31 protein-coding genes and 1 pseudogene are annotated in these 26,951 nt (G+C 63.6%); 15 read left to right on the forward strand and 17 right to left on the reverse strand.

The window, feature by feature from the left end:
- From tolR to ybgC, 3 genes are all read right to left on the reverse strand, one after another.
- Positions 1–453: a protein TolR gene (gene tolR / locus X730_RS142765; RefSeq protein ID WP_023673843.1), complete on the reverse strand. Its 453-nt coding sequence runs from the start codon at positions 451–453 to the stop codon at positions 1–3.
- Between the two features lie 9 nt (positions 454–462).
- Positions 463–1,173 (reverse strand): protein TolQ, encoded by a 711-nt coding sequence (gene tolQ / locus X730_RS142760; protein WP_023673844.1) that lies wholly within the window; start codon positions 1,171–1,173, stop codon positions 463–465.
- 312 nt (positions 1,174–1,485) lie between these two features.
- Positions 1,486–1,956 carry a tol-pal system-associated acyl-CoA thioesterase gene (gene ybgC / locus X730_RS142755; RefSeq protein ID WP_023700290.1) on the reverse strand — a complete coding sequence of 157 codons (471 nt, stop codon included), beginning with the start codon at positions 1,954–1,956 and terminating at the stop codon, positions 1,486–1,488.
- 65 nt (positions 1,957–2,021) lie between these two features.
- Here ybgC and X730_RS142750 point away from each other — a divergent pair, with 65 nt between their 5' ends.
- Positions 2,022–3,272 (forward strand): cellulase family glycosylhydrolase, encoded by a 1,251-nt coding sequence (locus X730_RS142750; protein ID WP_023827011.1) that lies wholly within the window; start codon positions 2,022–2,024, stop codon positions 3,270–3,272.
- Between the two features lie 144 nt (positions 3,273–3,416).
- Here the strand turns inward: X730_RS142750 and X730_RS142745 are convergent, their stop codons facing one another.
- The 8 genes and pseudogenes from X730_RS142745 to X730_RS01000000164675 all read right to left on the reverse strand — a co-directional run bounded on the left by X730_RS142745 (position 3,417) and on the right by X730_RS01000000164675 (position 8,780).
- Positions 3,417–4,316 (reverse strand): metallophosphoesterase, encoded by a 900-nt coding sequence (locus tag X730_RS142745; RefSeq protein WP_023827012.1) that lies wholly within the window; start codon positions 4,314–4,316, stop codon positions 3,417–3,419.
- A gap of 135 nt (positions 4,317–4,451) precedes the next feature.
- Positions 4,452–5,489, reverse strand: a complete 1,038-nt coding sequence (ruvB, locus tag X730_RS142740) for a Holliday junction branch migration DNA helicase RuvB (RefSeq protein ID WP_023688958.1) — start codon at positions 5,487–5,489, stop codon at positions 4,452–4,454.
- Positions 5,490–5,532: 43 nt separating this feature from the next.
- The gene (ruvA, locus tag X730_RS142735) at positions 5,533–6,153 is read right to left on the reverse strand and encodes a Holliday junction branch migration protein RuvA (RefSeq protein WP_023737864.1); all 621 of its coding nucleotides are present in this window, start codon (positions 6,151–6,153) and stop codon (positions 5,533–5,535) included.
- Between the two features lie 28 nt (positions 6,154–6,181).
- Positions 6,182–6,601 (reverse strand): type II toxin-antitoxin system VapC family toxin, encoded by a 420-nt coding sequence (locus tag X730_RS142730; protein WP_023827013.1) that lies wholly within the window; start codon positions 6,599–6,601, stop codon positions 6,182–6,184.
- Complete coding sequence (locus X730_RS142725) at positions 6,579–6,848, reverse strand: AbrB/MazE/SpoVT family DNA-binding domain-containing protein (protein ID WP_023737866.1); 270 nt, start codon at positions 6,846–6,848, stop codon at positions 6,579–6,581. The genes X730_RS142730 and X730_RS142725 overlap by 23 nt, the downstream gene beginning before the upstream one ends.
- A 56-nt stretch (positions 6,849–6,904) precedes the next feature.
- Positions 6,905–7,414, reverse strand: coding sequence for a crossover junction endodeoxyribonuclease RuvC (ruvC, locus tag X730_RS142720; RefSeq protein WP_023827014.1), 510 nt, complete (start codon positions 7,412–7,414; stop codon positions 6,905–6,907).
- Positions 7,415–7,481: 67 nt separating this feature from the next.
- On the reverse strand, positions 7,482–8,012 hold the full coding sequence (locus X730_RS142715; RefSeq protein ID WP_023827015.1) for a DUF1465 family protein: 531 nt from the start codon (positions 8,010–8,012) through the stop codon (positions 7,482–7,484).
- A 386-nt stretch (positions 8,013–8,398) separates the two neighbouring features.
- A pseudogene (locus X730_RS01000000164675) lies at positions 8,399–8,780 on the reverse strand (hypothetical protein).
- A gap of 301 nt (positions 8,781–9,081) precedes the next feature.
- Between X730_RS01000000164675 and X730_RS142710 the strand changes: the two are divergent.
- Positions 9,082–9,633, forward strand: a complete 552-nt coding sequence (locus X730_RS142710) for a DUF2269 family protein (RefSeq protein ID WP_023827016.1) — start codon at positions 9,082–9,084, stop codon at positions 9,631–9,633.
- A gap of 7 nt (positions 9,634–9,640) precedes the next feature.
- Here X730_RS142710 and X730_RS142705 read toward each other — a convergent pair whose 3' ends face one another.
- Positions 9,641–10,411, reverse strand: coding sequence for a sulfite exporter TauE/SafE family protein (locus tag X730_RS142705; RefSeq protein ID WP_023827017.1), 771 nt, complete (start codon positions 10,409–10,411; stop codon positions 9,641–9,643).
- Between the two features lie 206 nt (positions 10,412–10,617).
- Here X730_RS142705 and X730_RS142700 point away from each other — a divergent pair, with 206 nt between their 5' ends.
- Positions 10,618–11,115, forward strand: a complete 498-nt coding sequence (locus tag X730_RS142700; protein WP_023827019.1) for a GNAT family N-acetyltransferase — start codon at positions 10,618–10,620, stop codon at positions 11,113–11,115.
- On the opposite strand, the gene X730_RS0134220 is transcribed toward X730_RS142700, so the two are convergent.
- Entirely contained in the window at positions 11,072–11,509 is a 438-nt protein-coding gene (locus X730_RS0134220) for an Lrp/AsnC family transcriptional regulator (protein WP_023704892.1), read from the reverse strand. The two genes, X730_RS142700 and X730_RS0134220, sit on opposite strands and share 44 nt — an antisense overlap.
- A gap of 129 nt (positions 11,510–11,638) precedes the next feature.
- Here X730_RS0134220 and X730_RS142695 point away from each other — a divergent pair, with 129 nt between their 5' ends.
- From X730_RS142695 to X730_RS142685, 3 genes are all read left to right on the forward strand, one after another.
- A complete protein-coding gene (locus tag X730_RS142695; RefSeq protein ID WP_023827020.1) occupies positions 11,639–12,556 on the forward strand; it encodes a DMT family transporter in 918 nt (305 codons plus the stop codon).
- A 143-nt stretch (positions 12,557–12,699) separates the two neighbouring features.
- Positions 12,700–13,347, forward strand: a complete 648-nt coding sequence (locus tag X730_RS142690; RefSeq protein WP_023668761.1) for a thiamine phosphate synthase — start codon at positions 12,700–12,702, stop codon at positions 13,345–13,347.
- A gap of 46 nt (positions 13,348–13,393) precedes the next feature.
- Complete coding sequence (locus X730_RS142685) at positions 13,394–14,458, forward strand: tetratricopeptide repeat protein (RefSeq protein WP_196814837.1); 1,065 nt, start codon at positions 13,394–13,396, stop codon at positions 14,456–14,458.
- 9 nt (positions 14,459–14,467) lie between these two features.
- Here the strand turns inward: X730_RS142685 and X730_RS142680 are convergent, their stop codons facing one another.
- The gene (locus tag X730_RS142680; protein ID WP_023704896.1) at positions 14,468–15,484 is read right to left on the reverse strand and encodes an NAD(P)-dependent alcohol dehydrogenase; all 1,017 of its coding nucleotides are present in this window, start codon (positions 15,482–15,484) and stop codon (positions 14,468–14,470) included.
- Positions 15,485–15,573: 89 nt separating this feature from the next.
- On the opposite strand from X730_RS142680, the gene X730_RS1000000165420 reads away from it, so the two are divergent.
- From X730_RS1000000165420 to X730_RS142650, 7 genes are all read left to right on the forward strand, one after another.
- Positions 15,574–16,449, forward strand: a complete 876-nt coding sequence (locus X730_RS1000000165420; protein WP_023724301.1) for a LysR family transcriptional regulator — start codon at positions 15,574–15,576, stop codon at positions 16,447–16,449.
- Positions 16,450–16,590: 141 nt separating this feature from the next.
- Positions 16,591–17,157: an elongation factor P gene (efp, locus tag X730_RS142675; RefSeq protein WP_023668757.1), complete on the forward strand. Its 567-nt coding sequence runs from the start codon at positions 16,591–16,593 to the stop codon at positions 17,155–17,157.
- A 22-nt stretch (positions 17,158–17,179) separates the two neighbouring features.
- The gene (locus X730_RS142670) at positions 17,180–17,980 is read left to right on the forward strand and encodes an inositol monophosphatase family protein (protein WP_023684166.1); all 801 of its coding nucleotides are present in this window, start codon (positions 17,180–17,182) and stop codon (positions 17,978–17,980) included.
- Positions 17,981–18,186: 206 nt separating this feature from the next.
- Positions 18,187–18,807, forward strand: a complete 621-nt coding sequence (locus X730_RS142665; protein ID WP_245261107.1) for a hemolysin III family protein — start codon at positions 18,187–18,189, stop codon at positions 18,805–18,807.
- Positions 18,808–18,986: 179 nt separating this feature from the next.
- A complete protein-coding gene (locus X730_RS142660) occupies positions 18,987–20,012 on the forward strand; it encodes a MotA/TolQ/ExbB proton channel family protein (RefSeq protein ID WP_023668754.1) in 1,026 nt (341 codons plus the stop codon).
- Position 20,013: 1 nt separating this feature from the next.
- Entirely contained in the window at positions 20,014–21,045 is a 1,032-nt protein-coding gene (locus X730_RS142655) for a peptidoglycan -binding protein (protein ID WP_023684164.1), read from the forward strand.
- Between the two features lie 239 nt (positions 21,046–21,284).
- Positions 21,285–21,710 carry a hypothetical protein gene (locus tag X730_RS142650; protein WP_023827021.1) on the forward strand — a complete coding sequence of 142 codons (426 nt, stop codon included), beginning with the start codon at positions 21,285–21,287 and terminating at the stop codon, positions 21,708–21,710.
- A gap of 79 nt (positions 21,711–21,789) precedes the next feature.
- On the opposite strand, the gene X730_RS142645 is transcribed toward X730_RS142650, so the two are convergent.
- Positions 21,790–22,143, reverse strand: a complete 354-nt coding sequence (locus X730_RS142645; RefSeq protein ID WP_023711988.1) for a DUF1304 domain-containing protein — start codon at positions 22,141–22,143, stop codon at positions 21,790–21,792.
- 146 nt (positions 22,144–22,289) lie between these two features.
- Between X730_RS142645 and X730_RS142640 the strand changes: the two genes are divergently transcribed.
- Positions 22,290–23,777 carry a carboxypeptidase M32 gene (locus X730_RS142640; RefSeq protein WP_023827022.1) on the forward strand — a complete coding sequence of 496 codons (1,488 nt, stop codon included), beginning with the start codon at positions 22,290–22,292 and terminating at the stop codon, positions 23,775–23,777.
- A gap of 10 nt (positions 23,778–23,787) precedes the next feature.
- On the opposite strand, the gene X730_RS142635 is transcribed toward X730_RS142640, so the two are convergent.
- The gene (locus X730_RS142635) at positions 23,788–25,590 is read right to left on the reverse strand and encodes an ABC transporter transmembrane domain-containing protein (RefSeq protein WP_023668749.1); all 1,803 of its coding nucleotides are present in this window, start codon (positions 25,588–25,590) and stop codon (positions 23,788–23,790) included.
- A 205-nt stretch (positions 25,591–25,795) separates the two neighbouring features.
- On the opposite strand from X730_RS142635, the gene rpmE reads away from it, so the two are divergent.
- The gene (gene rpmE / locus X730_RS142630) at positions 25,796–26,017 is read left to right on the forward strand and encodes a 50S ribosomal protein L31 (RefSeq protein ID WP_023668748.1); all 222 of its coding nucleotides are present in this window, start codon (positions 25,796–25,798) and stop codon (positions 26,015–26,017) included.
- Between the two features lie 184 nt (positions 26,018–26,201).
- Here rpmE and X730_RS142625 read toward each other — a convergent pair whose 3' ends face one another.
- Positions 26,202–26,843 (reverse strand): TetR/AcrR family transcriptional regulator, encoded by a 642-nt coding sequence (locus tag X730_RS142625; RefSeq protein ID WP_023700270.1) that lies wholly within the window; start codon positions 26,841–26,843, stop codon positions 26,202–26,204.
- Positions 26,844–26,951 lie beyond the last annotated feature (108 nt).

Genomic DNA, 26,951 nt, shown 5'->3' on the forward strand with positions numbered 1-26,951 from the left:
CTACTGATCCTGTTGCTGCAGTGAAATCAGGCCGATATTCTTGTAGCCGGCGGCCTGGATGAGGGCCATGACCTCCATCGCGGCGCCATAGTTGGTCGCCTTGTCGCCGCGGATGAAGATGCGCTCTTCGTAGCCGGTCTTGGAAATCGCCTGCAGTTTGGCGACCAGCTCTTCCCTTGGGATTTCGGTCTCCTGCAGGAAAATCTTGCCGGCCGCGTCGATCGAAACGGTGATCGGCTGGGTGTCGGCGTTCATAGCCTTGGCCTTAGTCTCCGGCAGGTCGACCGGCACGCCGACCGTCAACATAGGTGCGGCGACCATGAAGATGATCAATAGCACCAGCATCACGTCGACCATCGGCGTGACGTTGATTTCCGACATCAATGCATGGTGGCGGCCGCGCCGCCTGTGTCCGCGTCCGCCGCGTCCTGCCATGCCAACCGACATACCCATCTTCTTACCTCAGCCCTTAGGCGCTACTTTTTCATCGATTTGGCGCGAGAGTATGGCGGAGAACTCGTCCGAGAACCCTTCCATCCGCACGGCGATCTTGTTCGCGTCGGATGACAGCTTGTTGTAGGCGATAACCGCCGGTATGGCGGCGAGAAGACCGATGGCCGTCGCCAGCAGCGCTTCGGCAATGCCGGGTGCAACAACCGCGAGACTGGTGTTCTTCGAACCGGCAATCGCCTGGAACGAGGTCATGATGCCGATGACGGTGCCGAACAGGCCGATGAAGGGTGCGGCCGAACCAGTGGTGGCGAGAAAGCCGAGACGGCCCTCCAGCTTCTCCATCTCGCGCGTCAACGCCAGGTCCATCGCCTTGTCGATGCGGGTCTGCAGGCCGAGCGGCGATTTGGCCCCCTTCTCGAAGCTCTTCTTCCATTCGCGCATGGCGGCGACGAAGATCGCACCCATGCCCGTGGTCTTGCGGTCGGCAAGCGTGCGATAGAGCTCTTCCAGCGACTGCCCCGACCAGAACACCTGTTCGAAGCGATTGAGCGACAGACGCATGCGGGCATAGCTGACCAGCTTGTCGACGATGATCGCCCAGGTCCAGACCGAGGCGCAGAGCAGACCGATCATGACCAGCTTGACCACCCAGCTGGCCTGTGTGAACAGCGCCCAAATCGACAATTGCGCTGCCGGATCGGCGAGTGCGGTAGTTTCCATGCTTCAGTCCTTAAGATTTTCCGGGCATCGCTGGCGGCTGGCCCATGGGCATCCCTTGTGGTCCGTTCGCGCTTGGCTTCCGGATCAACCCCAAAATGCACCGTTGGCGGCCTTTTCAGGGCAAATATTGGTGAAAGGAAGGCGCGCGGATTCTTCCAATCTTCACCGATCTCTTCATGAACCGTTATGGTTAAGGATGGGTTAGGAAATATGGCGCGGCGCATTGCCGCGCCAAGGGACGACGCGGACCATCCATCCACAATCGAATGCGCTGCCGATTGGCCGCCCGTTGCCGGCCGGCAGGCCTGGATATCAGCTTGCTCCTGGTAGAAAGGCCGCGATCCATTCTTTCGGAAAGCGCTTCGGCCGGCCGTTCTCGCCAATGATCGCCGCCTCGACCTTTGCTTCGACCAGAACCTCTGTCCCGCGTTTCAATTGCTGCGCCATGACGATGCGGGCGCCGGAAATATCCTGCGTTGATGTGTCGATGGTCAGGATGTCGTCCATGCGGGCAGGCGAGCGGAAGTCGATCTCCATGCGCCGCACCACCCAGACGATCCGTTCGCCGTGCTTGCCTTCGTGAAGTTCTGTGTGGTGGACGCCCGCCAGCCTGAGATAGTCCGAGCGCCCGCGCTCGAAGAATTCGAGATAGCGCGCATGGTAGACGACGCCGGAAAAATCGGTGTCGGCATAATAGACTCGCGCCATCAGCCGATGGCCGAATTCCGTCAAGGCTCCGGAAAGCCCGGCAGCAAGCGCCGCCGATTCACCATGATCGTCCATCGCGCTTTCCTTTTTGCCCCCGGCGGGGCACCTGTCTTGCCAAAATCACCAGCGCAGCAAACCGGATGGCACTGTTGACGGCGATGATCAAGACCTTGATGGCAGCGCTGCTGGTGCTGGCGGCGTCTGCGCTTCCCGGTCAGGCCGCGACCTTTTCGATGAAGCGCGGCCTCAACCTCGACCAGTGGACGACCTGGGTCGGGGAAGACAAATGGAACGACCGACAAGCCATCCTGCCCTATCCGGAATGGCGCAAGTTCCTCGACGAGGGTGACCTCAAGGCGCTGAAGGCCGCCGGTTTCGACTTTCTGCGCATGCCGGTCGACCCCTCGCCGTTTATGTCGGACCAGACGCTGGCGCTGCGCGACGACCTCTATGCCAGCGTGCGAGACTCGGCGCGCATGATCAACCGGGCCGGTCTGAAAGTGATCGTCGACATGCACCTGATTCCCGCCGGCGGCGGCCGCGAGATCGGCATGGGCCAGGTGATGGACGATCCCGCAACCTTCGACGCCTATGTCGAGGTCGTCCGCAAAATGGCGCGCACGCTGGCCTCCGAGGACCCGGCGCAGGTCGCCTTCGAGCCGATGAACGAGCCGATCGTCGACTGCGACAGCGATGGCGCCAGCCTGTGGCCGGAGCGTCAGCAAAAGCTGTTGGCGGCCGCGCGCGCCTCGGCCACCAGGCTGACGCTGATCCTGACCGGCGCCTGTTATTCCAGTGCGGCTTCGCTGGTCAGGATCGACCCAAAGTCGATCCCCGACGACAACATCATCTGGACCTTCCACTCCTACGACCCGTTCCTGCTGACGCATCAGGGCGCGACCTGGGCCGGCGATTTCATTCTCTATGTTACCGGCCTGCCCTATCCGCTGACCGCGGTGCCGCGCGCCGAGCTCGATGCGACGCTGGATGCGATCCGCGCCAAGATAAAAGCCGAGGCGCCACGGACCAGACGGAACGGCCTGCTCGCCTATCTCGATGAACAAGTCGCCAGCATGGACACGGACGAAAAGCTGCTCGGCGTCATGGATGCGCCGTTCGAAAAGGTCGAGGCCTGGGCGAAGGCCAACGCCATCAAGCCGGAAAACATCACGCTGGGCGAGTTCGGCATGATCCGCCAGGAATATGGCAATCCCTATGTGATGCCGCCCAAATACCGCGCGGCCTATGTCAAGGACATGATCGCGCGCGCCGAGGCGCATGGCTTCTCATGGTCGGTGTGGAGTTTTGGCGGCGCCTTCGGCATCGTCGACGCTTTCAACGGCGAAAAGGCCGAACCCGCCGTGATGGATGCGATCCGCTCGCTCCATTAGCCCTAGGGCATGTCGAGATTCAGGTCAGGCCGAGTCGAAAATGAGGGGTCCGAAAACCGGAACGGAGCGGACTTTGGTCCGTGACTACCGGAAGCGCAGGAACACCTCATTTGCAGGCCGGCATCACCTGAATACCGGCATGCCCTAACCGAGGTCGATCTGCAGGATCTCCGGCCGCATGCCAAAGCGCACCGGCGCGATGCTGAAGCCGAGTCCGCCTGACACGATCAAATTGCGGTCATTCTCGACGACATGGCCATAGGCAAAGCGGTTGCCGAAGCGGGACGGCACCACCGGTGAATAGCCGAACAGCCTGACCTGCCCGCCATGTGTGTGGCCCGACAGCGTCAGCGAAACCCGCCACGGCACTTTCGGGAAAATGTCAGGCTCATGCGCAAGCAGGATGATCGGTGCCTGGTCGGTGATCTTGGCCAGCGTGCCGCCGAGATCGTCCAGGCCTTCAAATTTGTCGCGGCCTGCGGCCTTGTTCGGTAACAGTGCCAGCTGGTCGGCGAGCCCGGCGATCCAGAAGCCGTATCCATCCTTTTGCAGGCGCACGGCGTCGTTCTCCAGAACCGAGATGCCGGATTCCTCCAATGCCTTGCGCGCCACAGTCCCCGCTCCGGCCTGCTGCGCGAAAGGATCGTGCCACCAGTCGTGATTGCCGAGGATCGACAGGACGCCGAGTGGCGCCTTCAGTCCGGACAAGGCCGTCGCCCATTCATGGGCTTCCATCCGGTGCATCAGCAGGGACATGCCTGAGATGTAGTCGCCGAGCAGTACGATCAGGTCGGGCTGCAGCGCGTTTGCATCCTCGACGAGCGAAGCGATCCGCTCAGGCGTCATCCAGGGACGGCAGGCGTGAATATCGGCAAGTGCTACGACGCGCAGCTTGAGATCTGCAGGCCAATGCGGCGGCGTCAGCCGGTAGCGCTTCACATGCGTCAACAGCATCGGCTCGATGCCGACCGCATAGGCACTGAGCGAAGCCAGCGAGAGGAACGAACCTCCGGCGAATTTCAGGAACCCGCGTCTGGTGATCACTTTTCTGGCTCCGACCTTGATCGGAGCAGTTCGCGCCGACACTACGACGCCCGATAGCATCCAGGAATGCGCCTTCACGCTGGCAGGCTTGAGGAAATTCTGCGCAGACAGCCCGTTCCGGAGGACAAATCTCCGTTACTCTTCCTGGAACAGGTTGATCTGCTGCTGCGCCAGATCCTTCGGTGCGTCGAGGCCGAGATGGCGCCAGGCATTGGCGGTCAGCACGCGGCCGCGTGGCGTGCGTTGGATGAAACCCTGCTGGATCAGATAGGGCTCGATAATGTCCTCGATGGCGTCGCGCGGCTCGGACAGGCCGGCGGCGATGGTTTCGATGCCGACCGGCCCACCACCGAAATTGCGCGCGATCATCGAGAGATAGCGGCGGTCGAGCGCGTCGAGGCCGAGCGCGTCGACCTCCAGCCGCGTCAGGGCTTCGTCGGCAACCTGCTTGTCGACGTGACCGTCGCCGGCAACGGAGGCGAAGTCGCGCACCCGGCGCAGCAGCCGGCCGGCGATGCGCGGCGTGCCGCGGGCGCGACGTGCGATCTCCAGCGCGCCATCGTCGCCAAGCGGCATTTGCAGGATGCGGGCGCCGCGCCGCACGATCTGCTCCAGTTCCTCGACAGAATAGAAATTGAGCCGCACCGGAATGCCGAAACGGTCGCGCAGCGGGTTGGTCAAAAGGCCGAGCCTGGTGGTGGCGGCGACGAGCGTGAAGCGGGCAAGATCGATCTTGACCGAGCGTGCCGCCGGACCTTCGCCGATGATCAGGTCGAGCTGGAAATCCTCCATCGCCGGATAGAGGATTTCCTCGACCGCCGGATTGAGCCGGTGGATCTCGTCGATGAACAGCACATCGCGGTCTTCGAGATTGGTGAGAAGTGCGGCGAGATCGCCGGCCTTGGCGATCACCGGGCCGGAGGTCGAGCGGAAATTGACGCCGAGCTCGCGCGCCATGATCTGCGCCAGCGTTGTCTTGCCAAGCCCCGGCGGCCCGACGAACAGCACATGGTCAAGCGCCTCGCTGCGGCCCTTGGCGGCCTCGATGAAGACTTTGAGATTGGCCCGCACTGCGGCCTGGCCGACGAAATCGGCGAGCGTCTGCGGCCGCAAGGTCTGCTCAGCATCCTCGCCGCGCTTTTCCGGGGCAATGAGGCGGGGTGAAAGGCTCATGCGGCCTTCCTCGCACAGGGCAAAGGACCGGACAAGCAATCACTCACCGCGCCAGTTCCTTCAGCCCGAAACGAATGAGCTTCGAGGCATCGGCGTCCTCGCCGGCCGTCTTCAGCGCCGCCGCGACAGCATTGGCTGCTGTGTCGCGCGAATAGCCGAGATTGACCAGCGCCGAGACGGCGTCGGTAATCGGCGCCGGCGCCACGCCTTCGCCGAGCTCCTGCTTAAGGCCGATGGTGCCGGAGGCGGTTCCGGCATAGGCCGGCGCCTTGTTCTTCAACTCGGTGACGATGCGCTCGGCCACCTTCTTGCCGACGCCGGGCGCGCGGCTGACCATGGCGATGTCGCGCAGCGCGATCGCATTGGCGAGGTCTGCCGGCGCCAGCGTCGACAGGATGGCCAGCGCCACCTTGGCGCCGACGCCTTGCACATTGCTCATCAACAGCCGGAACCATTCGCGCTCAAGCACCGACTGGAAACCGTAGAGCCGGATCATGTCCTCGCGCACATAGGTCTCGATGAACAGCACCACCGCCTCGCCGGGCGAAGGCAGCGCGGCCAGCGTGCGCGCCGAGCAATAGGCGACATAACCGACGCCGTGCACATCGACGAGGCAGAAATCCTCGTCGATCTCGTCCAGCGTGCCTTTCAATTTGCCGATCATGCCAGATCTTTCATGGAAGAAGGGGCTTTCATGGGTGTGTTTCCGGAGAGATGATGTCGAGCTCCGGGAAATAGCTGCGGTAGCGAGCAGCGTCGCGGGTCAAGAGGCGGTGCCCGGCAACGGTCGCATGGGCGCCAATGAAGAAATCGGGCAAGGTACGCTCCCGCACGCCGCCCGCCCGGCGGTAGCGCGAATGCGTAACACCGGCAAGAAAAGCCGCGTCCCAAGGCAGAGGCTCGCGACCGATCTCGAGCGTTTCGACTGCCTTTCGAAGCGCCGTCTCCGTCGCGATCAGCGGTGCCAGTTCGGACCAGACAATCGTGTTGACCACCAATGCGCCGTCGCGGCGGCAGGAAACAATCGCCGACGCCGACCATTTTGTATTGGGTCCGGCCGGGCCCCAGACGTCGATGAGGACATTGGTGTCAATCAACGTCGAGATCTTCACGCGGCCCCCTCAACCATTCCATATATTCGTCGGCAGTCATGCCACCCAGATCCAGGGATCCCTCCATCCGGTCAAGCACCTCGCTGAACCTGCGGGCTGCCTCCTCTTCAGACAGATTTTCGGTGACGGCCACAAGACGGGCGCCATCGTCGGTGGCGACAAATTCCACCTCGGAACCAGGCCCGATGCCCAGATGGTCCCTTATCTGCTTGGGTATCGTGACCTGCCCTTTGGTGGTGACACGCATGGTAATACCTCTCAGGTATTACTTACTGCCTTACCGTGAACAAGTCAAGAACACGCCTAACCGGCCAGCGCCATCCTGTAGGCGACGCTTTGCCGGTGATGCGCGTGGCAGATGGCAATAGCCAACGCGTCTGCGGCATGTTCGGTGTCGAAAACGGCTTTCGGCAACAGCACCTTTACCATCATGTGGATCTGCTTCTTGTCGCCATGGCCAACGCCGGTCACCGCCTTCTTGACGGCATTGGGGGCATATTCGGCGACGACAAGGCCGGCGCGCGCCGGCACCAGCATGGCTATGCCGCGCGCCTGGCCGAGCTTCAGTGTCGCCACCGCATCCTTGTTGACGAAGGTTTGCTCGACGGCCGCCTCCTGCGGCATGGCCGCGTGCAGGATCTCGGCCAGCCCGTCATGCAATTGGCAGAGCCGTGTCGCCAGCGCCGCCTTGTCGTCGGAGCGTACAGTGCCGGAGCTGATAAAGCGCAGCGAGTTGCCGAGGCTCTCGACGATGCCCCATCCGGTGCGCCTCAGCCCCGGATCGATACCGATGATGCGAATCGCTTCCCTCATGCGCGAAGTCTACCTCCGGCGCACAGCGATGTCAGGGAAATGTGAACAAACCGGAAACGGGAAGCGTTTAACCTCGAGCGAAAGCCGTATTCAGCAGCGTGATCTGGTCGGAAACCGGATTGGCGCGGCGGCTTGTTACCGGCGTCTCGGCAAACGCGCCGCCATAGATCTCTTCGTCCATGCGGCGCACCAGCGCCTGCAGGCGCAGCGAGCGGGTGACGAGGTCGAGGAAATCCTTCGGCAGTTCGCCCCAGCCGACCGCTTCGTCATGCGCCGAGGCGGTGTCGAGACGCACCTTGGATTTTTCCGAAGCGACCTGGTCGCGGGTCATCTCGCCGGAGTTTGCCGCCCGCTGCAAAAGCAGCCAGGAGGCGACCTGCATCAGCCTTGTGGTCAGCCGCATCGATTCGGCCGCATAGAGCGTCGCCGCCAGTCTGGACAGCTTCTTGGCCTCGGCCCGGCCCTTGCCGTCGAGATATTCCGCTGCTTGCTCAACCAGGCCCATTCCTTCCTGGTAGAGCGGTTTGAAGGATTGGGAGAAAACCCGGCGTTCCGCCAGCTTGATGGTTTTCGCGCTGCCCTTCGAAGGCTCGTTCATCGATACGCCCCTGCACTGCCCCGTCGGCTGATTCGGCTTCATCGCCGTAACGCCGGCACCCTAGATGACTGAAGCTTGAAAATGCGCTTCGCCGCCGGTGAAGGCAAGCACATGTTTAACAAACGGTTAACGCCTGCGCAGGGGCGCCAAGCGGACCAGAAGCAGACAAAAAAAGAGCCGCGGATAAGGCGGCTCTCAGGAGTTTAACAGGGAGGCGTCAAACGAAGTGGCTCCAACCACTCGGTAAGAATCCAGATCACTGGATGGACATAGTAAACACCTGTAAAGCTTAATGAACCCTTAACGGCGCGGACATTTCTTGATCGACCGCTGCCCTTCTGTGCCGTATCAGCACAACGGCCCCCTAAGCCTGATCGTCGGCTTGTTCATGCCTTCTTCCACACAGCCGGCAAGGAAATGAAGGCGAACAGCAGCATTGCCGCATAAAAGCCCATCGAGGAGGAAGCCAGCACCGGCTCGATCTCCGGATGGCCGGCAAGTTCAAGGTAAAGCCCGATCATCAGTGCGATGCCGCAGATTGCCGTCAGCCAGAAATGCACGACCGCAATCGTCTTTTGCCCGACCGCTGGAAACAGGTGGTAGAAGAAAGCAAACACCGCCGACATCAGCCAGCCCGCCACCATGGTGTGCGCGTGGGTCGGCATCTGCCCATGGTCATTGGAGATCGCCATATGCAGGCCGAGCGCCATGCCGCACAGGGAATAGATGACGGCCAGGGGTGAAGAAATTTCGTGCTACGCCTTGCATGGGATACCCTCGTTGGTTGCTGCAGACTTGGTCCGACCGCGCGCGGCCAAAATGGAGCGTCGGTCTTAGTCCCCGCAGGTTTCAGGATCATGCCGCGAACCAGCCAATGCCGACACGGCGTCTATCCGGCAAATGCCGGGTATTGTGCGGGCTGGCGGTAAAATCCGGCGACGGCGCCACCGCAACAAGCCGGCACCCACGCGGCATCTTCTGGATACATGTACGGAGATAATCCGCCCTCCTTCGGAAGCAGACGCGCGAAAGCAGCGTTTACCCCCGGAACGATGCACAAGGAGCGGCAATGGACTGGTATTCTCTCTTCAAATTCCTGCATGTCATGGCAGCGATCCTCTGGCTCGGCGGCGGTTTCGCCATGCTGCTGGTTTCGATACTCGCCGATCGCGCCGGCGACGACGAGACGCTGATGGTCATGCTGAGAACGACGGACAAACTCGGCTTGCGTCTGTTCGTGCCGGCGTCTATCGCGACCCTGGCTTCTGGTCTGGTGCTGACTTCGCTATGGACCGGCTTCTCCGACCTTTGGGTCGTCATCGGCCTTTGCGGCTACGCCGCCGCGTTTCTGACCGGTATCCTCGTGCTGAAGCCTTCGTTCGAAAAGCTTGCCACAATGCTTGCCGCGGACGGCATGACCCCGGCTGCCATATCGTTTGGGCGCCGCATGATACGGATCGTCAAGTTCGATTTCGTCATCATGATCGTCGTCGTCGCCGACATGGTGCTGAAGCCGACCGCGCACGACATCGCCACTCTCGGCGCAATGGCGGTCGTGGTCATGGGTGGTGCATCGCTGACCTTTGCGAGCGCCCCGCGAACCAAACCGGCAGCGGCCTGAGCGGGATTTAGAGCAGGCCGGCGATCCCGTCCCAAAGCAGCTTGACCGCGACCACGGCCACGGTCGCGTAGGTGAAGGGATAAAAAATCTCCGGCCGCATGCGCCGCACCAGCCAGGCGCCGGCGATGGTGGCCAGCGGCGCCAGCGGCATCAGCACGGCCGACGCCGTCAGGTTGGCGGTGTCGAACTGGCCAAGCGCGAAGTAGGGGATCAGCTTCAGCGCGTTGGTGGCGGCAAAGAAGATCGCCGATGTCCCCGACAGCACCTTCGGATCGAGCCGGATCGGCAGCGCATAGACCTGGAAGGGGGGCCCGCCGACATGGGCGACGAAGCTGGTGAAGCCGGCGACGGTGCCCCAAAAGGCGGCGGCGATGCGGTTGGCCGCCGCCGCATGGTCGGAACCGTGGCGGAACTGGAGATAGAGCCAGCGCAGCACGAAGATCAGCGCGACAGCGCCGACGATCAGCCGCACCATCTCTTCGGTTACGAGCGCTGCCGTCAGCCAGCCGAGCCCAATGCCGATCATCGCGCCCGGCATCATGTCGACCAGCATCTTTCTGTCATACACACCCCACCACGTCCACACCGAAACGATGTCCATCAGGCACAGGATCGGCAGCAGGATAGCCGCCGCCTGCACCGGCGGCATGGCCACCGCCATCAAAGGCACGCCAACGAAGCCGACAGCGCCGCCGAAGCCGCCTTTCGACAGCCCGACAAGTATCACCGCCGGAATGGCGGCGGCATAAAACCACGGATCGGCGAGCAGACCTGACATGAGCTGGAAATGCTGGAGGGAAGACGATTGCCCTGCAATAGCCCAGAAACCCTTGCGCCGCGACCGGGAAAATGCCGGCCGTGTCGATCAACTGTGCGTAAAGCGACGGTTCCGGATTTGCGGCAAGATCATCGCCGATGCATAAGGGCGCCGTCCCCGCTGCATCAGGTTTTGGCCCCAGGTTTTTGACCCCCAGGTTTTTGACAATGAGCGAACCCCACATCCGCCGCGCCGAAGCGGCCGACCTGTCTGCCATCGTAGTCATGCTCGCCGACGATCCGCTTGGCCGCAGCCGCGAGGATGCGACCGAACCACTCGCCAAGGCCTATCGCGACGCCTTTGCCGCCATCGACGCCGACCCCAACCAGTTTCTTGCCGTGATGACGGATAGCGGCCGCGTCATCGGCACGTTGCAGATCAGCTATCTCGCCGGGCTGTCGCTGCAGGGCGCCTTGCGCGGCCAGATCGAGGCTGTGCGCGTCGCCGCGGACCGGCGCGGCGAAAGGCTGGGGCAGCGTTTGCTGGAATGGGCGGTCGAACAGTGCCGCGAACGCGGCTGCAAGATTGTCCAGCTGACCACCAACAAGAGCCGCCAGGACGCGCATCGCTTCTATGACCGGCTCGGCTTCAAGGCCAGCCACATCGGCTACAAGCTGGAGCTTAATTCAGTGGCGGCGGACGGCGCCGGATCGGCTGCGCCTTGATGATGGCGGTGCTGGTCTCCGCCTTGTCGGCGATGCGGTCGAGAAGCTTGTCGAGCTCGCCGATGGAGCGTACGTAGAGCCGGGCCACGAAACAGTCGTCGCCGGTGACCTTGTCGCATTCGCCGAATTCCGGGATCTCCTCGATCAGCTTCTGGACAATATGCAGCTTGCCCGGCAGTGGCCGCACCCGCACGATCGCCTGCAGCGGAAACCCCAGCGCCTCCGGGTCGATCTCGATGGTGAAGGCGCGGATGACGCCGCGTTCCTCGAGCCGCCGCAGCCGTTCCGAGACGCTCGGCGACGACAGCCCGACCTGCTGCGCCAGATCCTTCAACGAAGTCCGCGAATCCAGGATCAGGATGTCGAGAAGCTTTCTGTCCAACTCGTCCAGCATTTTCATCTCCTCGCAAAAGGGCAGCGCGCGCCTTATTAAATAAGGTGTTGTACCCTTATCACCTTTCATAGGGCATATAAACCCTCAAGGCGGCATGAGATTATGGCCTCAACAGATAGAGGTATTGTCATGGACAACACGGTACGCGGCACGATCGAGATGACGGCGGCGATGACGATCGTCGGCACGATCGGCTGGTTTGTCGTCATGTCGGGCCAGCCCGTCATGGACGTGGTGTTCTGGCGCTGCGCCTTCGGCGCGGTGGCGCTGCTGATCACCTGCGCGGCACTCGGGCTGCTGCGCGGCAGGCTGACGCTGCGCATTGTTGCCATCGCCGCTCTTGGCGGCGCGGCCATTGTCATCAACTGGCTGTTGCTGTTCAGCGCCTTCTCCCGCGCCTCGATCTCGATTGCCACGGCGGTCTACAACACGCAGCCCTTCATGCTGGTCGGCTTCGGCGCGCTGTTCTTCGGCGAGCGGCTGACCCTGGCCAAGCTGACCTGGCTCGGCATCGCCTTCGCCGGCATGCTGCTGATCGTGCAGACAGGGCCCGATGCGGGTGTCGGTTCCGGCATAACCGGCACAGATTATGTCGTCGGCATCGTCATGGCGCTCGGAGCGGCCTTCTTCTGGGCTGTCGCGGCAATCGTCGCCAAGAAGCTCAAGGGCACCCCGCCGCATCTGATCGCGCTGATCCAGGTCTGCGTCGGCGTCGTCATGCTGGCGCCCTTCGCCAACCTCTCGCATTTGCCCCCCGATGCCTGGAGCTGGGCCATGCTGGCCACGCTTGGCGTCGTTCACACCGGCCTGGTGTACATATTGATGTACGCCGCCATCCAAAAACTGCCGACGCATCTGCAGGGGTCGCTGTCCTTCATCTATCCTGTCGTTGCGATCCTGGTCGATGTCATGGCCTTCGGCCACCGGCTGCATCCGGCCCAGCTCGTCGGCGCAGCCGCCATCCTGATCGCCGCCGCCGGCATGAATCTCGGCTGGACTTTGTGGAGGGCCAAATCGCCGGCCGAAAGCCCGCAAGCCGTCAAATGAGCCGCAGAGCGTCGGCTCGCCGGCGATCGTAAACCAAAGCCAGCGCATCGATCCCCGCCCGCCTGTTCAAGGCGGGCGCTTTGTTCTATGCCGCAATGCAACCATCTTCGCCCGGCATAGGCGAAACCCGGGATCGAAAGCCAATGAACGACGCAACACCCCCCAACCGCTGCCGCATCGTGCTGATCGCACCCAAGGACGCTCCGGCGCAGCGCATTGCGGCTGCCTTCGACGGCGGTGATATCGCTTCGCTGATCCTGCCTGAGAACGGCATGGACGAGGCTGCCTTCCAGGCCTTTGCAGAACAGATCGTACCGGCGGCGCAAGCGGCCGGCATCGCCGTCATCATCGCCGGCGATACCCGCATTGCCGGCCGTGTCCAGGCCGACGGCATTCATGTCGAGGTTTCCAAGGACGCGCTCGCCGAGACCATCGAACACTTCCAGGGCAAGATGATGGTCGGCGCCGGTGGCGCCAAGACGCGCGACGACGCGCTGGAACTCGGCGAAACCAGACCCGACTACATCTTCTTCGGCCGCTTCGGCTACGACAACAAGCCGGAACCGCATCCGCGCAACCTGTCGCTCGGGCAATGGTGGGCGGACGTGATTGAGATCCCTTGCATTGTCATGGCCGGTTCCGCCATCGCCTCGGTAGAAGCGGTGGCCGCCACTGGCGCCGAGTTCGTGGCGCTGTCCAGCGCCGTCTTTGCCGAAGGCGCCGATCCGAAGGCGGCGATTGCCGCCGCCAATGCGCTGCTCGACCAAACCGCGCCGCGCTTCGAGGGCTGACGTGCGCCGACATGGACTTCCTCTCGCGGTTCTCGTTGCGGCGTTGATGAGCGGGGCAGCGATCGCGGCGGAGACCGTTCCGCTGCCGCAGCCGAGGCCGGACACCAGCGCACCCGCCCTCAGCGTGCCGGATGCGGTCGCCCCCGATGCGGGTGCCCCAAAAGCCGGTGCCACGGATTCCGGCGTCCATATCGACAAGCCGATCGACACCCCGCTGCCGCAGCCGGCGACAACCGCGCCGCTGCCGTCGGCCGACGCGATCAACCCCGAACGTTTCGGCGCCAAGCCGGCGGACCCCGCCTATGGCGCTTTCCAGCGCGGCCTTTACAAGACGGCCTACAATCTGGCGTTGGTGCGGGCTCAGAATGGCGACCCGGCGGCGCAAACGCTGGTGGCCGAGATCCTGTCGCGCGGGTTGGGCGTGCCGCTCAACCCAGCGGAAGCCGCCAAATGGTATGCGCAGGCCGCCGAGCAGGGGATTCCTGAATCGCAGTTCCAGTATGCGCTGATGCTGCTCGACGGCCGCTACGTCAAGAAGGACGAGAAGGGAGCTTATGCGCTGATGCAGGCCGCCGCCGAGGCCGGCAACCGGCTGGCGCAGTTCAACTTCGCGCAATTGCTCGTGCAGCAGGATCCGGGCGATGCCGGCATCGCCAGGGCTGTGCCTTATTATGAGCGTGCCGCGGCGACAGGGCTTGCCGACGCCCAGTATGCGATGGCGCAGGTCTATGCCAATGGCGTCGGCGGCAAGACCCGCGACGATGCAAAGGCCCGCAGCTTGCTGGCACAGGCTGCCAGGCAGAACTACGACACCGCGCAGATCGATCTTGCCGCCTGGATGATCGAGGGCCGGGGCGGTGTTCGCGACCTGAAATCCGGCTTCAACTGGATGAAGCAGGCAGCTGAAGGCGGCAATGTCGCTGCCCAGAACCGGTTGGCAAAGCTCTATATGGGCGGCATCGGAACCGACCCCGACCTGATCCTGGCCGGGGCATGGTATGTGGTCGCCCGCCGCGCCGGCCTTATCGATCCGGAGATGGACGATTTCCTGCAAGGGCTGACCGACGATCAGACAAAGCAAGCCTTGCAGAAGGCCAACCGCCTGCCCTGACACGCAACGTCACTGTGTATGATCCAGCACGACCTTGCCGAAGGGAGAGCCGTGTTCGAGATGGCGAAAGGCCTGCGCTGCCTCTGCCCATGGGAAGACCCGGTCGATCACCGGCCGCAGCCGATTGACGGCGAGCGCCCGGTTCATCGCTTCGAAGGACTCGCGCGAGCCGACCGGTATGCCGCGTGCTTTCACCTGGCGGCGGAAGATGTCGAGCGGATTAATCACCCCTTCGCTGCCGCCGAGATAGCCGATGACGTTGATCTGGGCGCCGCGCGCCGACGCCTTGAGCGACTGCGCGAAACTTTGGGGACCACCGACTTCGATGATGTGGTCCGCGCCGCGGCCATCGGTCAGCGCCAGCACGGCCGACGACCAATCCGGATTGTCGCGGTAGTTGACGCCATCATGCGCGCCAAGCCCCTTCGCCCGGGCAAGCTTCTCATCGCTGCTCGACGTAACAATGACGCGCGCGCCGGCCGCCCTTGCCAACTGCACGGCAAACAGCGACACGCCGCCGGTGCCGAGGCTGAGCACGGTTTCGCCTGGCTTGAGCTTGCCCTCGGTGAACAACGCATGCCAGGCAGTGACCGCGGCGCAAGGCAACGTCGCCGCCTCGACATCGCTGAGCTGCGCCGGGGCGATGACCGCCGCCTGTTCGTCCAGCCGGGCGAATTCGCTTAGCAGCCCATCGATGGGGCCACCGCGCTGGTATGAGGGTTCGGCCATGGCGAAGCTGCCGCCGACCCATCGCTGCCAGAACGTGCCGCAGACCCGGTCGCCGACCTTGAAGCGGCTGACCTCGGAGCCAAGCGCAACGACCTCGCCGACGCCGTCGGAAAGCGGCACCAGCGGCAAGGGGAATGTCGTGTGATAGCTGCCGCGCGCGATCTCGACATCGCGGTAGTTGAGCGCCGTGGCCCTGACCTTGACGATCATCTCCTGGCGGCCGGGTTCCGGCATTGGCCGTTCGACCATCTTGAGATTGTCGATGCCGCCTGGGCTCTGCAGTTCGATTGCCTTCATTGTCGTCCTCCTTTCGTTTGAAAGGAAAATTGCTTGCCAGGCGATGGATTTCAAATTCATAATGTTTACAATGATTATGCCTACGAGACATGGTTCTGGCTATGCTTGAGGAATTGCGCACGCTCGCCCTGTTTGCCGAGGAGGGCTCGATCCAGAAGGTCGCCCGGCGCCTGCCGCTGACCCAGCCGGCTGTGACCCGGCAAATCCAGCGGCTGGAGGACATGCTTGGCACGACGCTGCTCGACCGCCGGCAAAAGCCGCCGCGACTGACGCCGACGGGGCTGGAAGTGCTGGCGCGCGGCCGCGATATCATCGCTTCCGTAGAAGCGCTGAAATCCTTCGCCGGAAAGACCGAGCCGGAAGGACTGTTCCGCCTGGGTCTCGCCCATGGCCTCTCGGACCGCGACATCGCCGGGGCCATCGCCAACGCCGCGGCGGCGTTCCCGAAAGTGTCGCTACGGCTCAAGACCGGCTGGAGCGCCGAACTGATCGATCAATTCGAACGCGGCGAGCTCGATGTGACGATTGTTCTGCGATCGTCGGATAAGCCAGGTCCGGAAGCGCTTGGCACTGAACGTCTTGGCGTCATAGCTGCGTCCACCGTCCCCGATCCGGAAGACGGTGGCCGGACACCCATGCCGTGGGTGCTTAGTCCGGCCCCTTGCGACGCGCGCCAGAAACTCATGTCCGTTCTGGTCGGCGGAAGGCGTTATTTCGAGATCGCGGCGGAGATACAGGATCCGGCCTTGCAGATGGAATGGGTCCGTCGGGGGCACGGCCTTGGGCTAGTGCCGTTGCGTCTTGCAAGGCGCGGACTTCCCGACGGCCTCATGCTGGTCAACACGGAAGATGTCGACCTTTCCTTGCAGGTCGCCGCACTTCGTTCGCCTCATCTCAACCGGCTGACTGAGGCTGCGGATGCCATAGTCGAGGCCGTCGGCAAAGTCATTGCAGCCCAGGTTTGAGGCTACCAGCCGCTGTCGGGCGATCTGGCATCCCTTGCCTCTCCTGCCGATTTGTGGTCTTGGGGGCCCGAAATCGCTTGTCCAGCGACCATCCCCATACCAACGGCCAAGCCGTTGGTAGCATCCCGGATCAATCTCATCATGGCCAAGATCAATGGCAACGAAATCCGTCCCGGCTATGTCATCGAGCACGATGGCGGCCTTTGGGTGGCGGTCAGGACCAACACCGTCAAGCCCGGCAAGGGCGGTGCCTACAACCAGGTCGAACTGAAGAACCTGATCAACGGCACCAAGCTCAACGAGCGCTTCCGCTCGGCCGAGACCGTCGAGCAGATCCGGCTCGATCTGAAGGATTTTTCCTTCCTCTACGCCCAGGACGACGCGCTGGTGTTCATGGACACGCAGAGCTACGAGCAGCTCGAGCTGGCGAAGGATTTCGTCGGCGACCGCGCCGCCTTCCTGCAGGACGGCATGATGGTGACGGTCCAGCTCTATGAGGACAGGCCGATCGGCATTTCGCTGCCCGACCAGGTGACGCTGACCATCACCGAGGCCGACCCGGTGGTGAAGGGCCAGACGGCCGCGTCCTCGTACAAGCCGGCGGTGCTGGAAAACGGCATCCGCGTGCTGGTGCCGCCATTCATCGGCGCCGGCGAACGCATCGTCGTCGACACCAACGAACTCACCTACATGCGCCGCGCAGACTGACGCGTAGGCAGGAACAGATACGATGGCACGCTCCGCACTTCTCAATGTCATGGTCCAGGCCGCCATGAAGGCCGGCCGCTCGCTGTCGCGCGATTTCGGCGAGGTGCAGAACCTGCAGGTGTCGATGAAGGGACCGGGCGACTATGTCAGCCAAGCCGACCGCAAGGCCGAGGACATCCTGTTTGCCGAACTGTCGAAGGCACGGCCGGGCTATGCCTTCCTTATGGAAGAGCGCGGCATGATCGCAGGGGACGACGACCAGCACCGTTGGATCGTCGACCCGCTCGACGGCACCACCAATTTCCTGCACGGCATTCCGATCTTTTCCATCTCGATCGCGCTGGAGCGACAGGGCCAGTTGGTCGCCGCCGTCATCTACAATCCGGCAATGGATGAGCTCTACACCGCCGAGCGCGGCGGCGGCGCCTTCATGAACGATCGCCGGCTGCGCGTTGCCGGCCGCAGCAAGCTCACCGACTGCGTCATCGGCTGCGGCGTGCCGCATCTCGGCCGCGGCCAGCACGGCAATTTCCTCGTCGAGTTGCGCAATGTGATGGCCGAGGTCTCGGGCGTGCGCCGCCTGGGTTCCGCCGCGCTCGATCTCGCTTATGTCGCCGCAGGCCGCATGGACGGCTTTTGGGAAACCGGCCTGTCGGCCTGGGACATTGCCGCCGGCCTGCTGCTGATCCGCGAGGCCGGTGGCTTCGTCTCCGACATGGATGGCGGCCAGGATATGCTCGAGGCGGGTTCGCTCGTCGCTGGCAACGAGGTCATCCAGCGCGCGCTGCTCAAGGCGGTGAAGAAGCCGCTTTCGGCGCGCTGATCACTTGGCATGCCGGCGCGGCGCGCTGAAGCGCCGCAGTCGCAAAACCGCAATCAAAGCTTGAAATACTGCCCGGCGGCCGCCCAGATAAGGGTGACGCAGGATCTTTTATGACGAGCATACCTTCACTATCCTCGCGAGAAGCGCAGCCAGACCAGCCAATTGAAATCCCTTTTGTCGGGCGTTGGCACTATTCGCGTGCGGAGATGATCGCCGATGGCATCGTCCACGCGGTCGGCATCGTGCTGGCGATAGCCGCCGGCTCGGCGTTGCTGGCGCTGGCCGCCTTCCATGCCGGTCCCGGCGAATACATCGCCGCCGCCTTCTTCGTGGTGTCGCTGCTGACTGTGCTGTCGATTTCGCTGACCTACAATCTGTGGCCGGTGACGTCGCCGGCGAAGTGGATCTTGCGGCGCTTCGATCATGCGGCGATCTATCTCCTGATCGCCGCGACCTACACGCCCTTTCTGGCCCAGCTCGACGGCTCGCCGCTGGCGCTGCCGATGATTGTCCTTGTCTGGACCGCTGCTTTGACCGGCATTGCCATGAAAGTGTTCCTGCCCGGCCGCTTCGATCGTCTGGCCATTGTCTTCTATCTCGCCACCGGCTGGAGCGGCGTCGTCCTGGTCAAGCCGCTGGTGGCGACGTTGCCGACGACCTCGATCGCGCTGATTGTCGCCGGCGGCATCGTGTACTCCTGCGGCGTCATCTTCTTCGCCTGGAAACGCCTGCGCTTTCACAATGCCCTCTGGCACGGCTTTGTCGTCACCGGCGCCGGGCTGCATCTTGCCGCCATGGTCGACTGCCTGGTCGTCAACCGCCTCTGAACGGCGTGGTGCGGCCCGACAGTCGGGCAATATTGCCAAGCGCCATTCAATTTGGTCACAATTCCGTTTAGAGTCGCGAATTACGTGATCGGCGGCACTGGAGCAGTTCCAGGGAAGTATGAGCGGCTTCCCGTTCGGAATTGCGTCAAGGCAAATAGAGCATCGGAAACGGGGCACGGATGGCTTTTCTCAGATCCTTCGGCGTGGGCAGGCGTTCTGATGTCCTGATGTACGATCCGCACAAACTATCGAGCCCGCAGGTCTTCCTCCTGACCATGGTCATCTTCCTGGTCATCGTCGCCTTCATCGCCGCCATCCTCACCCGCCAGATCTCGACCGCTTTCGGGAGCAATCCCGGCCTCAACGGCCTGATCGTCGGCGTCCTTGTGGTCGGCATCCTGCTCGCCTTCGCCCAGGTCGGACGACTGTTTCGCGAAGTGCGCTGGGTCAATTCCTTCCGCGCCGGTTCCGAAACCACCGAGCCGGTGCTGCTGGCGCCGATGAAGGCGATGATCGGCCGCTCCTCGACGGTGGCCTTCTCGACGTCTTCGATGCGCACCATGCTGGATTCGATCGCCACCCGCCTCGACGAAAGCCGCGACACGTCGCGCTATCTTGTCGGCCTGCTGGTGTTCCTCGGTTTGCTCGGCACCTTCTGGGGCCTGCTCAACACCATCGGCTCGATCCGCGAAACCATCGAATCGCTCGATCCCGGCACCGGCGACGCCGCCGCCGTGCTCGATTCGCTGAAGCAGGGGCTGTCGGCGCCGCTGGCCGGCATGGGTACGGCCTTTTCGTCCTCGCTGTTCGGCCTTTCCGGGTCGCTGGTGCTAGGCTTCCTCGACCTGCAGGCCGGCCGCGCCCAGACCCGCTTCTATACCGAGCTTGAAAACTGGCTGTCCTCGGTCACCGATCTCTCCTCCGACATCGCCGTCGCCGACCCGGCCAAGACTGAATCCTCCGACGAGATCCGGGTCCTGTCGGAACGGCTGCGCAGCATGCAGGAAAGCGGCGGCGGCTCCAATCCGCGCGTCGCCACCGCCATGGCCAATCTCGCCGACGGCATTTCCGGCCTGGTCAAGAACATGCGCTCCGAGCAGCAGATCATGCGCGACTGGGTCGAGGCCCAGTCGGACGAGCAGAAGGCGATGCGCAACACGCTGGAAAAGATCGCCGACGCGCTGAAGAAACCCGGGGTCCACTAGCATGGCTCTCGCCAGGGGCCGGCGCACCGATCGCCGGATCGACTATTGGCCGGGCTTCGTCGACGCGCTGTCGACGCTGCTGCTCGCCATCATGTTCCTGCTCACCGTTTTCGTGCTGGCGCAGTTCCTGCTCGGACGCGAACTCTCCGGCAAGGATACGGCGCTCACGCGCCTCAACTCGCAGATCAACGAACTGACGCAGTTGCTGGCGCTGGAGCGCTCGAGCGCGCAGGACAAGGACGATTCGCTGGCCAATCTGCAGGCGTCGCTTTCGGCCGCCGAAGCTGAGAAGAGCCGGCTCGAGCAGCTGCTGGCGCAAGGTGCCGGCGCCGGCGACGCCGCCACCCAGCGCGCCGCGGAACTCGGCGGCGAACTCGACAGCCAGCGCCAGATCAGCCAGCAGGCGCTGAGCCAGGTCGAGATCCTCAACCAGCAGATCGCGGCGCTGCGCAAGCAGATCGGCGCGCTCGAGGATGCCCTCAACGTCTCTGAAACGCGCGACCGCGATTCCAACACCAAGATCGCCGATCTCGGCCGTCGGCTCAACGTCGCGCTGGCGCAGCGCGTGCAGGAGCTGAACCGCTATCGCTCCGACTTCTTCGGCCGCCTGCGCGAAATCCTCGCCGACCGCGAGAACATCCGCATCGTCGGCGACCGCTTCGTCTTCCAGTCGGAAGTTCTGTTCCCGACCGGGTCGGAAGTGATCAACGATGCCGGCAAAGTCGAGATGAAGAAGCTCGCCGATGCCATCATCGAGTTGCAAAAGGAAATCCCGCCCGAGATCAACTGGGTGCTGCGCGTCGACGGCCACACCGACAACAAGCCGCTGTCCGGCGCCGGCCGCTATCGCGACAATTGGGAATTGTCGACGGCGCGTTCGACCTCGGTGGTCAAGTTCCTGATCGAGAACGGCGTGCCCGCCAACCGGCTGGTTGCGGCCGGCTTCGGCGAATTCCAGCCGCTCGACCCCGCCGACACCGAAGACGCCCGCAACAAGAACCGACGCATTGAACTGAAGCTCACCGAACGGTGATTTTCAGTCCCGCGAAATTGTTTGCCGGCTCAACTCTAGGGCGCAACGCCAGGTCGGCAAGGCCTGAAAACATTATCTTTCTTTAATTACACTTCGCGTTTCCGGGCTCCTACTTTGACGCGCAGGGCCGAGAACCGCCGGCGATGCCTCCCATCGCGACGCGACGGAACCGGACGGCCCGCTTCCGGAAGGCGGAGCGAAAGCGCTTGCCCCTTCCATAGCAGGAGGAGACGCACATCATGCGCTCTTTGAAGACTCTCAGGACCGCAACCCTCACGACACTTCTGATCACTGTTCCACTCGCCGGCGCCTATGCCGCCGGACATCACAAGGGCGCCCTCGACGCCAGCGACCCGACCGACATGACCGGTCCGCGTGTGACCGGCCTGATCGAGCAGGTGCGGGGCGTCGAACAGGGCATCACGGATGCGCGCGAGACGAAGGGCATCTCGACCTCGGAAGCGCAGTGGCTGCATCTGCGTGCGGCGCATATCGGCCAGGCCGCCGAAGGGGTCGCCGCTTCGGACCATGGCCGGATCCCGGCCGCGCAATATCACGATCTGCTGCGCCGCCTCGACAATGTCGATCAGAGGCTGATGTCCGACACCGGCAGCGGCTTCATGATCGGTGATGGCTCCGACGGCGGGAATTATCCGAACGGCTGAGGTCCGTTCTGATATCTCCAGGAATGAGGAAGGGACTGTCTGACGCCCGCGGGATCTGGTTCCGAGGGCGTCTTTTTTGTCACCAGCCCAGCCACAGCGCAGCGAGGGCCAGCACCGCCGGCACGGTCTGAACATACAGGATCTTCCGGCTGGCAGTCGCCGCGCCATAGAGCCCGGCGACGGCGATGCAAAGCAGGAAGAACACCTTGATCTGGAATCCCGCCGCGCCGAGATAGAGGCCCCAGATCAGCCCGGCGGCAAGGAAGGCGTTGTAGAGCCCCTGATTGGCGGCGAGCACCTTCGATGCGCTGGCGAAGTCCGGCTTGAGGTTGAACGCCCTGTGCCCGCGCGGTGTGTCCCACGCCACCATCTCCAGATAGACGATGTAGAGGTGGATCAGGGCCACCAGCCCGACCAGGATATTGCCGATCATCTTAGTCTCCCCTGCATGGCGGTGTTCCACCGCCAGCCAGCATTCCACGCACAAGCTCATCGGCGCAAGCTGCATAGCCACCTTTGAGGGTTGCCAATCCTGGCGCGTTGGTATCTTTTCCCGCGGTCCAAAACGCGGAACCTGCCATGTCTTTTCAGAAGCTCGATGATCTCGGCCACAAGCTCGAAGCGCTGGAACATGCGCTCGCTATCCTCGGCGCCGACGAGGCGACCCACATGGCCGTCGGCGGCGGCGAGAAGCGCGCCGAAGCGATGGCTTCCCTTGCCGGCATGCTGCATATCAGGGCAACGGCGCCGGAGATCGCCGACTGGCTCGCCGCTGCAGAAGCTGAAGCGCTCAACGAGGAGCAGCAAGCCGCGGTCCGGGAGTTGCGCCGGCAATACACCAACCTGACCTGCCTGCCGGTCGAATTCGTCGAGCGCCAGACGGTGGCGCGTATGCGCTCCGAGCAGCTCTGGCGCGACCTGCGCGGCAAGAATGACTGGGCCGGATTCCTGCCGGCGCTCGAAGGTGTCATCGCGCTGGTGCGCGAGGAAGCCGCCCTGCGCGCCGACGCGCTCGGCCTCGATCCCTACGACGCACTGATGGAGCAATACGATCCTGGCAACCGCGCCGCCGACATCACGCCGGTCTTCACCGAGCTGAAGACATTCCTGAAGGGCTTCGTGCCGGAAGCGCTGGCCGTACAGGAAGCGCGACTGGCCAAGCGCCCGCTGAAGCCGCTCTCCGGCAGCTATGCGATCGACAAACAGCGCGAGCTTGGTCTCGCCATGATGGCTTCGGTCGGCTTCGACCTCACCCATGGTTCTCTGTCGGTATCGCACCATCCCTTCTGCGGCGGGGTGCCGAGCGACGTTCGCATCACCACCCGCTACAAAACGTCCGATTTCCTGTCGGCTTTGATGGGCGTGCTGCACGAGACCGGCCACGCGCTCTACGAGCAGAACCTGCCGAAGGCCTGGGCGCACTGGCCGCTCGGCAAGGCGCGCGGCATGGCGGTGCATGAAAGCCAGAGTCTGTTCGTCGAGAAACAGGTCGGCCGCAACCCCGAATTCTGGCGCTGGGCGCTGCCCGTGGTCGAAAAGCATCTCGGCGAAGCCTGGTCGCTCGACGACATCCTGCCGCATGTGCACCGGGTCGAGCGCGGCCTGATCCGAGTCGACGCCGACGAGGTCACCTACCCGCTGCATGTCATCCTGCGCTACGAGTTGGAGCAGGAGGTGGTCTCGGGGCGGCTGCAGGCGGCCGACCTGCCCGAAGCCTGGGACGCCAAGATGCGGGAGTATCTTGGCCTTTCGACCATCGACAACCCAGCCGACGGACCGATGCAGGACGTGCATTGGCCAGGCGCCGCCTTCGGCTATTTCCCGTCCTATACGCTGGGCGCTATGATGGCGGCGCAGCAATGGGCTGCGCTGACGCGCGACCATCCTTCAGCCGACAGCGACCTCGCCAAGGGCAATTTCGCCGCCATCAATGACTGGCGCCGCGACAATATCTGGTCGCAGGGATCCCGCTGGTCGACGCCCGAACTGCTTGAGCGCGCCACCGGGGAAAAGCTCAACGCCGCGTATTTCACCGAGCATCTCCGCAAGCGGTATGGTCCCGCCTGATTGCGGGTTGCTACTCCGCGGCACCCCTGAAGGCGCTTGCTCCGGTTTCGAACTGCAGCTTGGCCAGCCTTGCATAGATTCCGCCCTTGGCGACCAGGCTCTGGTGCGTGCCTTCCTCGACGATGCGGCCGCCATCCATGACCAGGATGCGGTCGGCCTTCAGCACGGTCGCCAGCCGGTGGGCGATGACGATGGTGGTGCGGCCCTGCATCAGCCGTTCCAGCGCCGTCTGCACCAGCGTTTCGCTTTCGGCGTCGAGCGCCGACGTGGCCTCGTCGAGCAGCAGGATCGGCGCGTCGCGCAGGATGGCGCGGGCGATCGCCACGCGCTGGCGCTGGCCGCCGGACAAGGTCACACCGCGCTCGCCGACCTGGCTGTCGTAGCCCTTGTCGAGCCTGAGGATGAACTCGTCGGCCAGCGCGTCCCTGGCGGCGGCCTCGATCTCGGCATTCGTCGCGCCCGGCCGGCCAAAGCCGATATTGTCGCGCGCGCTTGCCGCAAAGATGGTGACATCCTGCGGCACGATCGCAATGCGCTCCCGCACTTCAGCCGGATCGGCTTCGCGCACGTCGACGCCGTCAATGGCGATGCGGCCAGTTTCGGGATCGTAGAAGCGCAGGATCAGCGAAAAGACGGTGCTCTTTCCGGCGCCCGACGGGCCGACGATCGCCACCGTCTCGCCGGGCTTGACCTGAAAACTCAAGCCGTGGACGGCGGCACGGTCCGGCCTTGCCGGGTAGGAGAAGGAGACGTCGTCGAAACTGATCGCGCCTGTCGCCTTGGCGGGCAGCGGCAGCGGATTGGCCGGCGGTTGAATCGCCGGCGTCTCGTCGAGTATCTCGGTCAGCCTTTCGGCCGCACCCGCCGCCTGGGCAAGCTCGCCCCAGACTTCCGACAGTGCGCCCAGCGCGCCTGCGGCAAACACGGAGTAAAGCAGGAACTGGCCGAGCGTGCCGGGCGACATCGTGCCGGCAAGCACGTCACGCGAGCCGAACCACAACACCGCCACGACCGAGGAAAAGATCATGAAGATGGCAAAGAAGGTGAGCAGCGAGCGGGAGAAGATCGACGAGCGCGCCGCCTGGAAGGCGGCTTCCACCGCGGCCGAGAACCGCCCGGTGACCAGCGTCTCGTTGGTGAACGCCTGCAACGTACGCACCGCGCCGATCTGCTCGCTGGCATAGGCGGTCGCTTGCGCCAGCGTGTCCTGCGCCTGCCGTGACCGGCGCCTCACCGAACGGCCGAACGCGACCAGCGGCAGCACGATGAGCGGAATGGCCGCGATCACCAGGCCCGACAGTTTCGGGCTGGTGACGACCATCATCGCCACCGCGCCAAGGCCGAGGATGACGTTGCGCAGCGCCACCGAGGCGGTGGCGCCGACGGCGGATTTCACCTGCGTGGTGTCGGCGGCAAGCCGCGAGACGATCTCGCCCGATTGCGCGGTGTCGAAGAAGGACGGCGAAAGCGTCGTGACATGCGAAAACACGTCGCTGCGGATGTCGGCGACGACCCGCTCGCCGAGCGTGATGACGAAGTAGTAGCGTCCGGCCGACGCCGCCGCCAGAATGGCTGCCATCGCAACCAAAGCGGCGAAATATTCGGCGATGAAGACGGTGCCGGAAGCACTGAAACCGTGGTCGATCATGCGCCGCACGGCCAGCGGCAGCGCCAGCGTCGTCGCCGCGGCGATGGCGAGCGAAATGAGGGCGCCTATGACCAGTTTGCGGTAGCGGAATATATAGGGATACAGGCGCCTGAGCGGCCCGAGCGAGCGCCTGCGCCCGTCTTGCTCGCCGCTGATGTCCGCCATGACCGTTTCCTCTGGCCGCTTCCAGGTGGGCGCGTTCAATATGCGCCTGCCGTGGCCTTGTGATTCAATTCCGGCTGATGTATAGGCTCGCCGACCGTTTTAGAAGCCGTGGCTTTTCAATAGCTGCGGCTTCGAGTTTTAAAAAGGGGCGCATCGACGCAGGCCACGGGCCCGTCTGTAGCGCCACAAGCCAGGAAGCACGACAATGAAGGCCGATATCCATCCCGACTACCACACCATCAAGGTCGTCATGACCGATGGCACAGAATACTCGACCCGTTCGACCTGGGGCAAGGAAGGCGATACGATGAACCTCGATATCGACCCGACCACGCACCCGGCCTGGACCGGCGGCCAGCAAACCCTGCTCGACCGCGGCGGCCGCCTGTCGAAGTTCAAGAAGCGCTTCGAAGGGTTCGGCCTCTAAAGTTTACCTGTATCGCTGAATAAAGAACCCGCCTTTGTGGCGGGTTTTTTGTTGCCGTCAAAGTCAGTCGCTTCAAGCTAACGCGCCGACCTCCCGCTTGTGGGGAGGTCGGCCCAAGGGTCGGGTGCGGTCCGACGCCTCCACCCTGCTGCTTCGAAGCTACCCTTCCCAGAGTGGTGCGAGCCTACCCGTCCACCAATTCCCGCAGCGCCATGCGCTTGTAGGCGGCGACCAGCCTGTCGCCCTCCTGCCGATCGACCGAGATCGCCAGCCGCACGGCAGCCTCGCCCATCTGCCAGACGAGGAAGGCCGTTGTCTCCAGCGCCACCGGATCGGCGCCGGGATGCAGCCGCTTCAGCACCGTGGTCAGGAATTCGGCATTCGCCCGGCTGTCGGCAAGTTCGAGCTGGCGCAGCGCCTTGTCGGCCTGGGTGCCCGACCAGATGTCGCGCATCACCGGCTCGGCCAGAAACAGCTGATAGTAGATATCCACCAGCTCCGAAAACGCCTGCCGCAGGCCCTCGGCGTCGACGACATCCTTGAGCGCCGAGGAGATGCAGGCCTGGCTTTCGGCGGTGTAGCGCTCGGCCAGCGCCCAGACGATCGCCCGCTTGTCGGGAAAGAACTGGTAGAGCGAGCCGATCGACACCGCGGCCCGTTCCGCCACCTCGCCCATGCGCATGGCGTCGCTGCCTTGCTCGGCAATCAGCGCCGAGGCTGCGGCCAGCATGCGCTCGACCCGCTCGCGGCTGCGCTGCTGGGTGGGCGCCCGTCGCGGCGATGCGACCTGCTCCTGGGCAGATGCGGGCGTTGCTGTGTCTTCCATGACGGCCTCCGGTCTCGACAAAATCTGCCAACAGACGGCTTGACTCCCAAAATACGAGGGTTTATCACGTTTTGCAAATGTGAGGACTACTCATGTTTATGAACAGAG

Origin of the sequence: Mesorhizobium sp. L103C131B0 (assembly GCF_000502275.1) — a bacterium.
Lineage (GTDB): Bacteria > Pseudomonadota > Alphaproteobacteria > Rhizobiales > Rhizobiaceae > Mesorhizobium.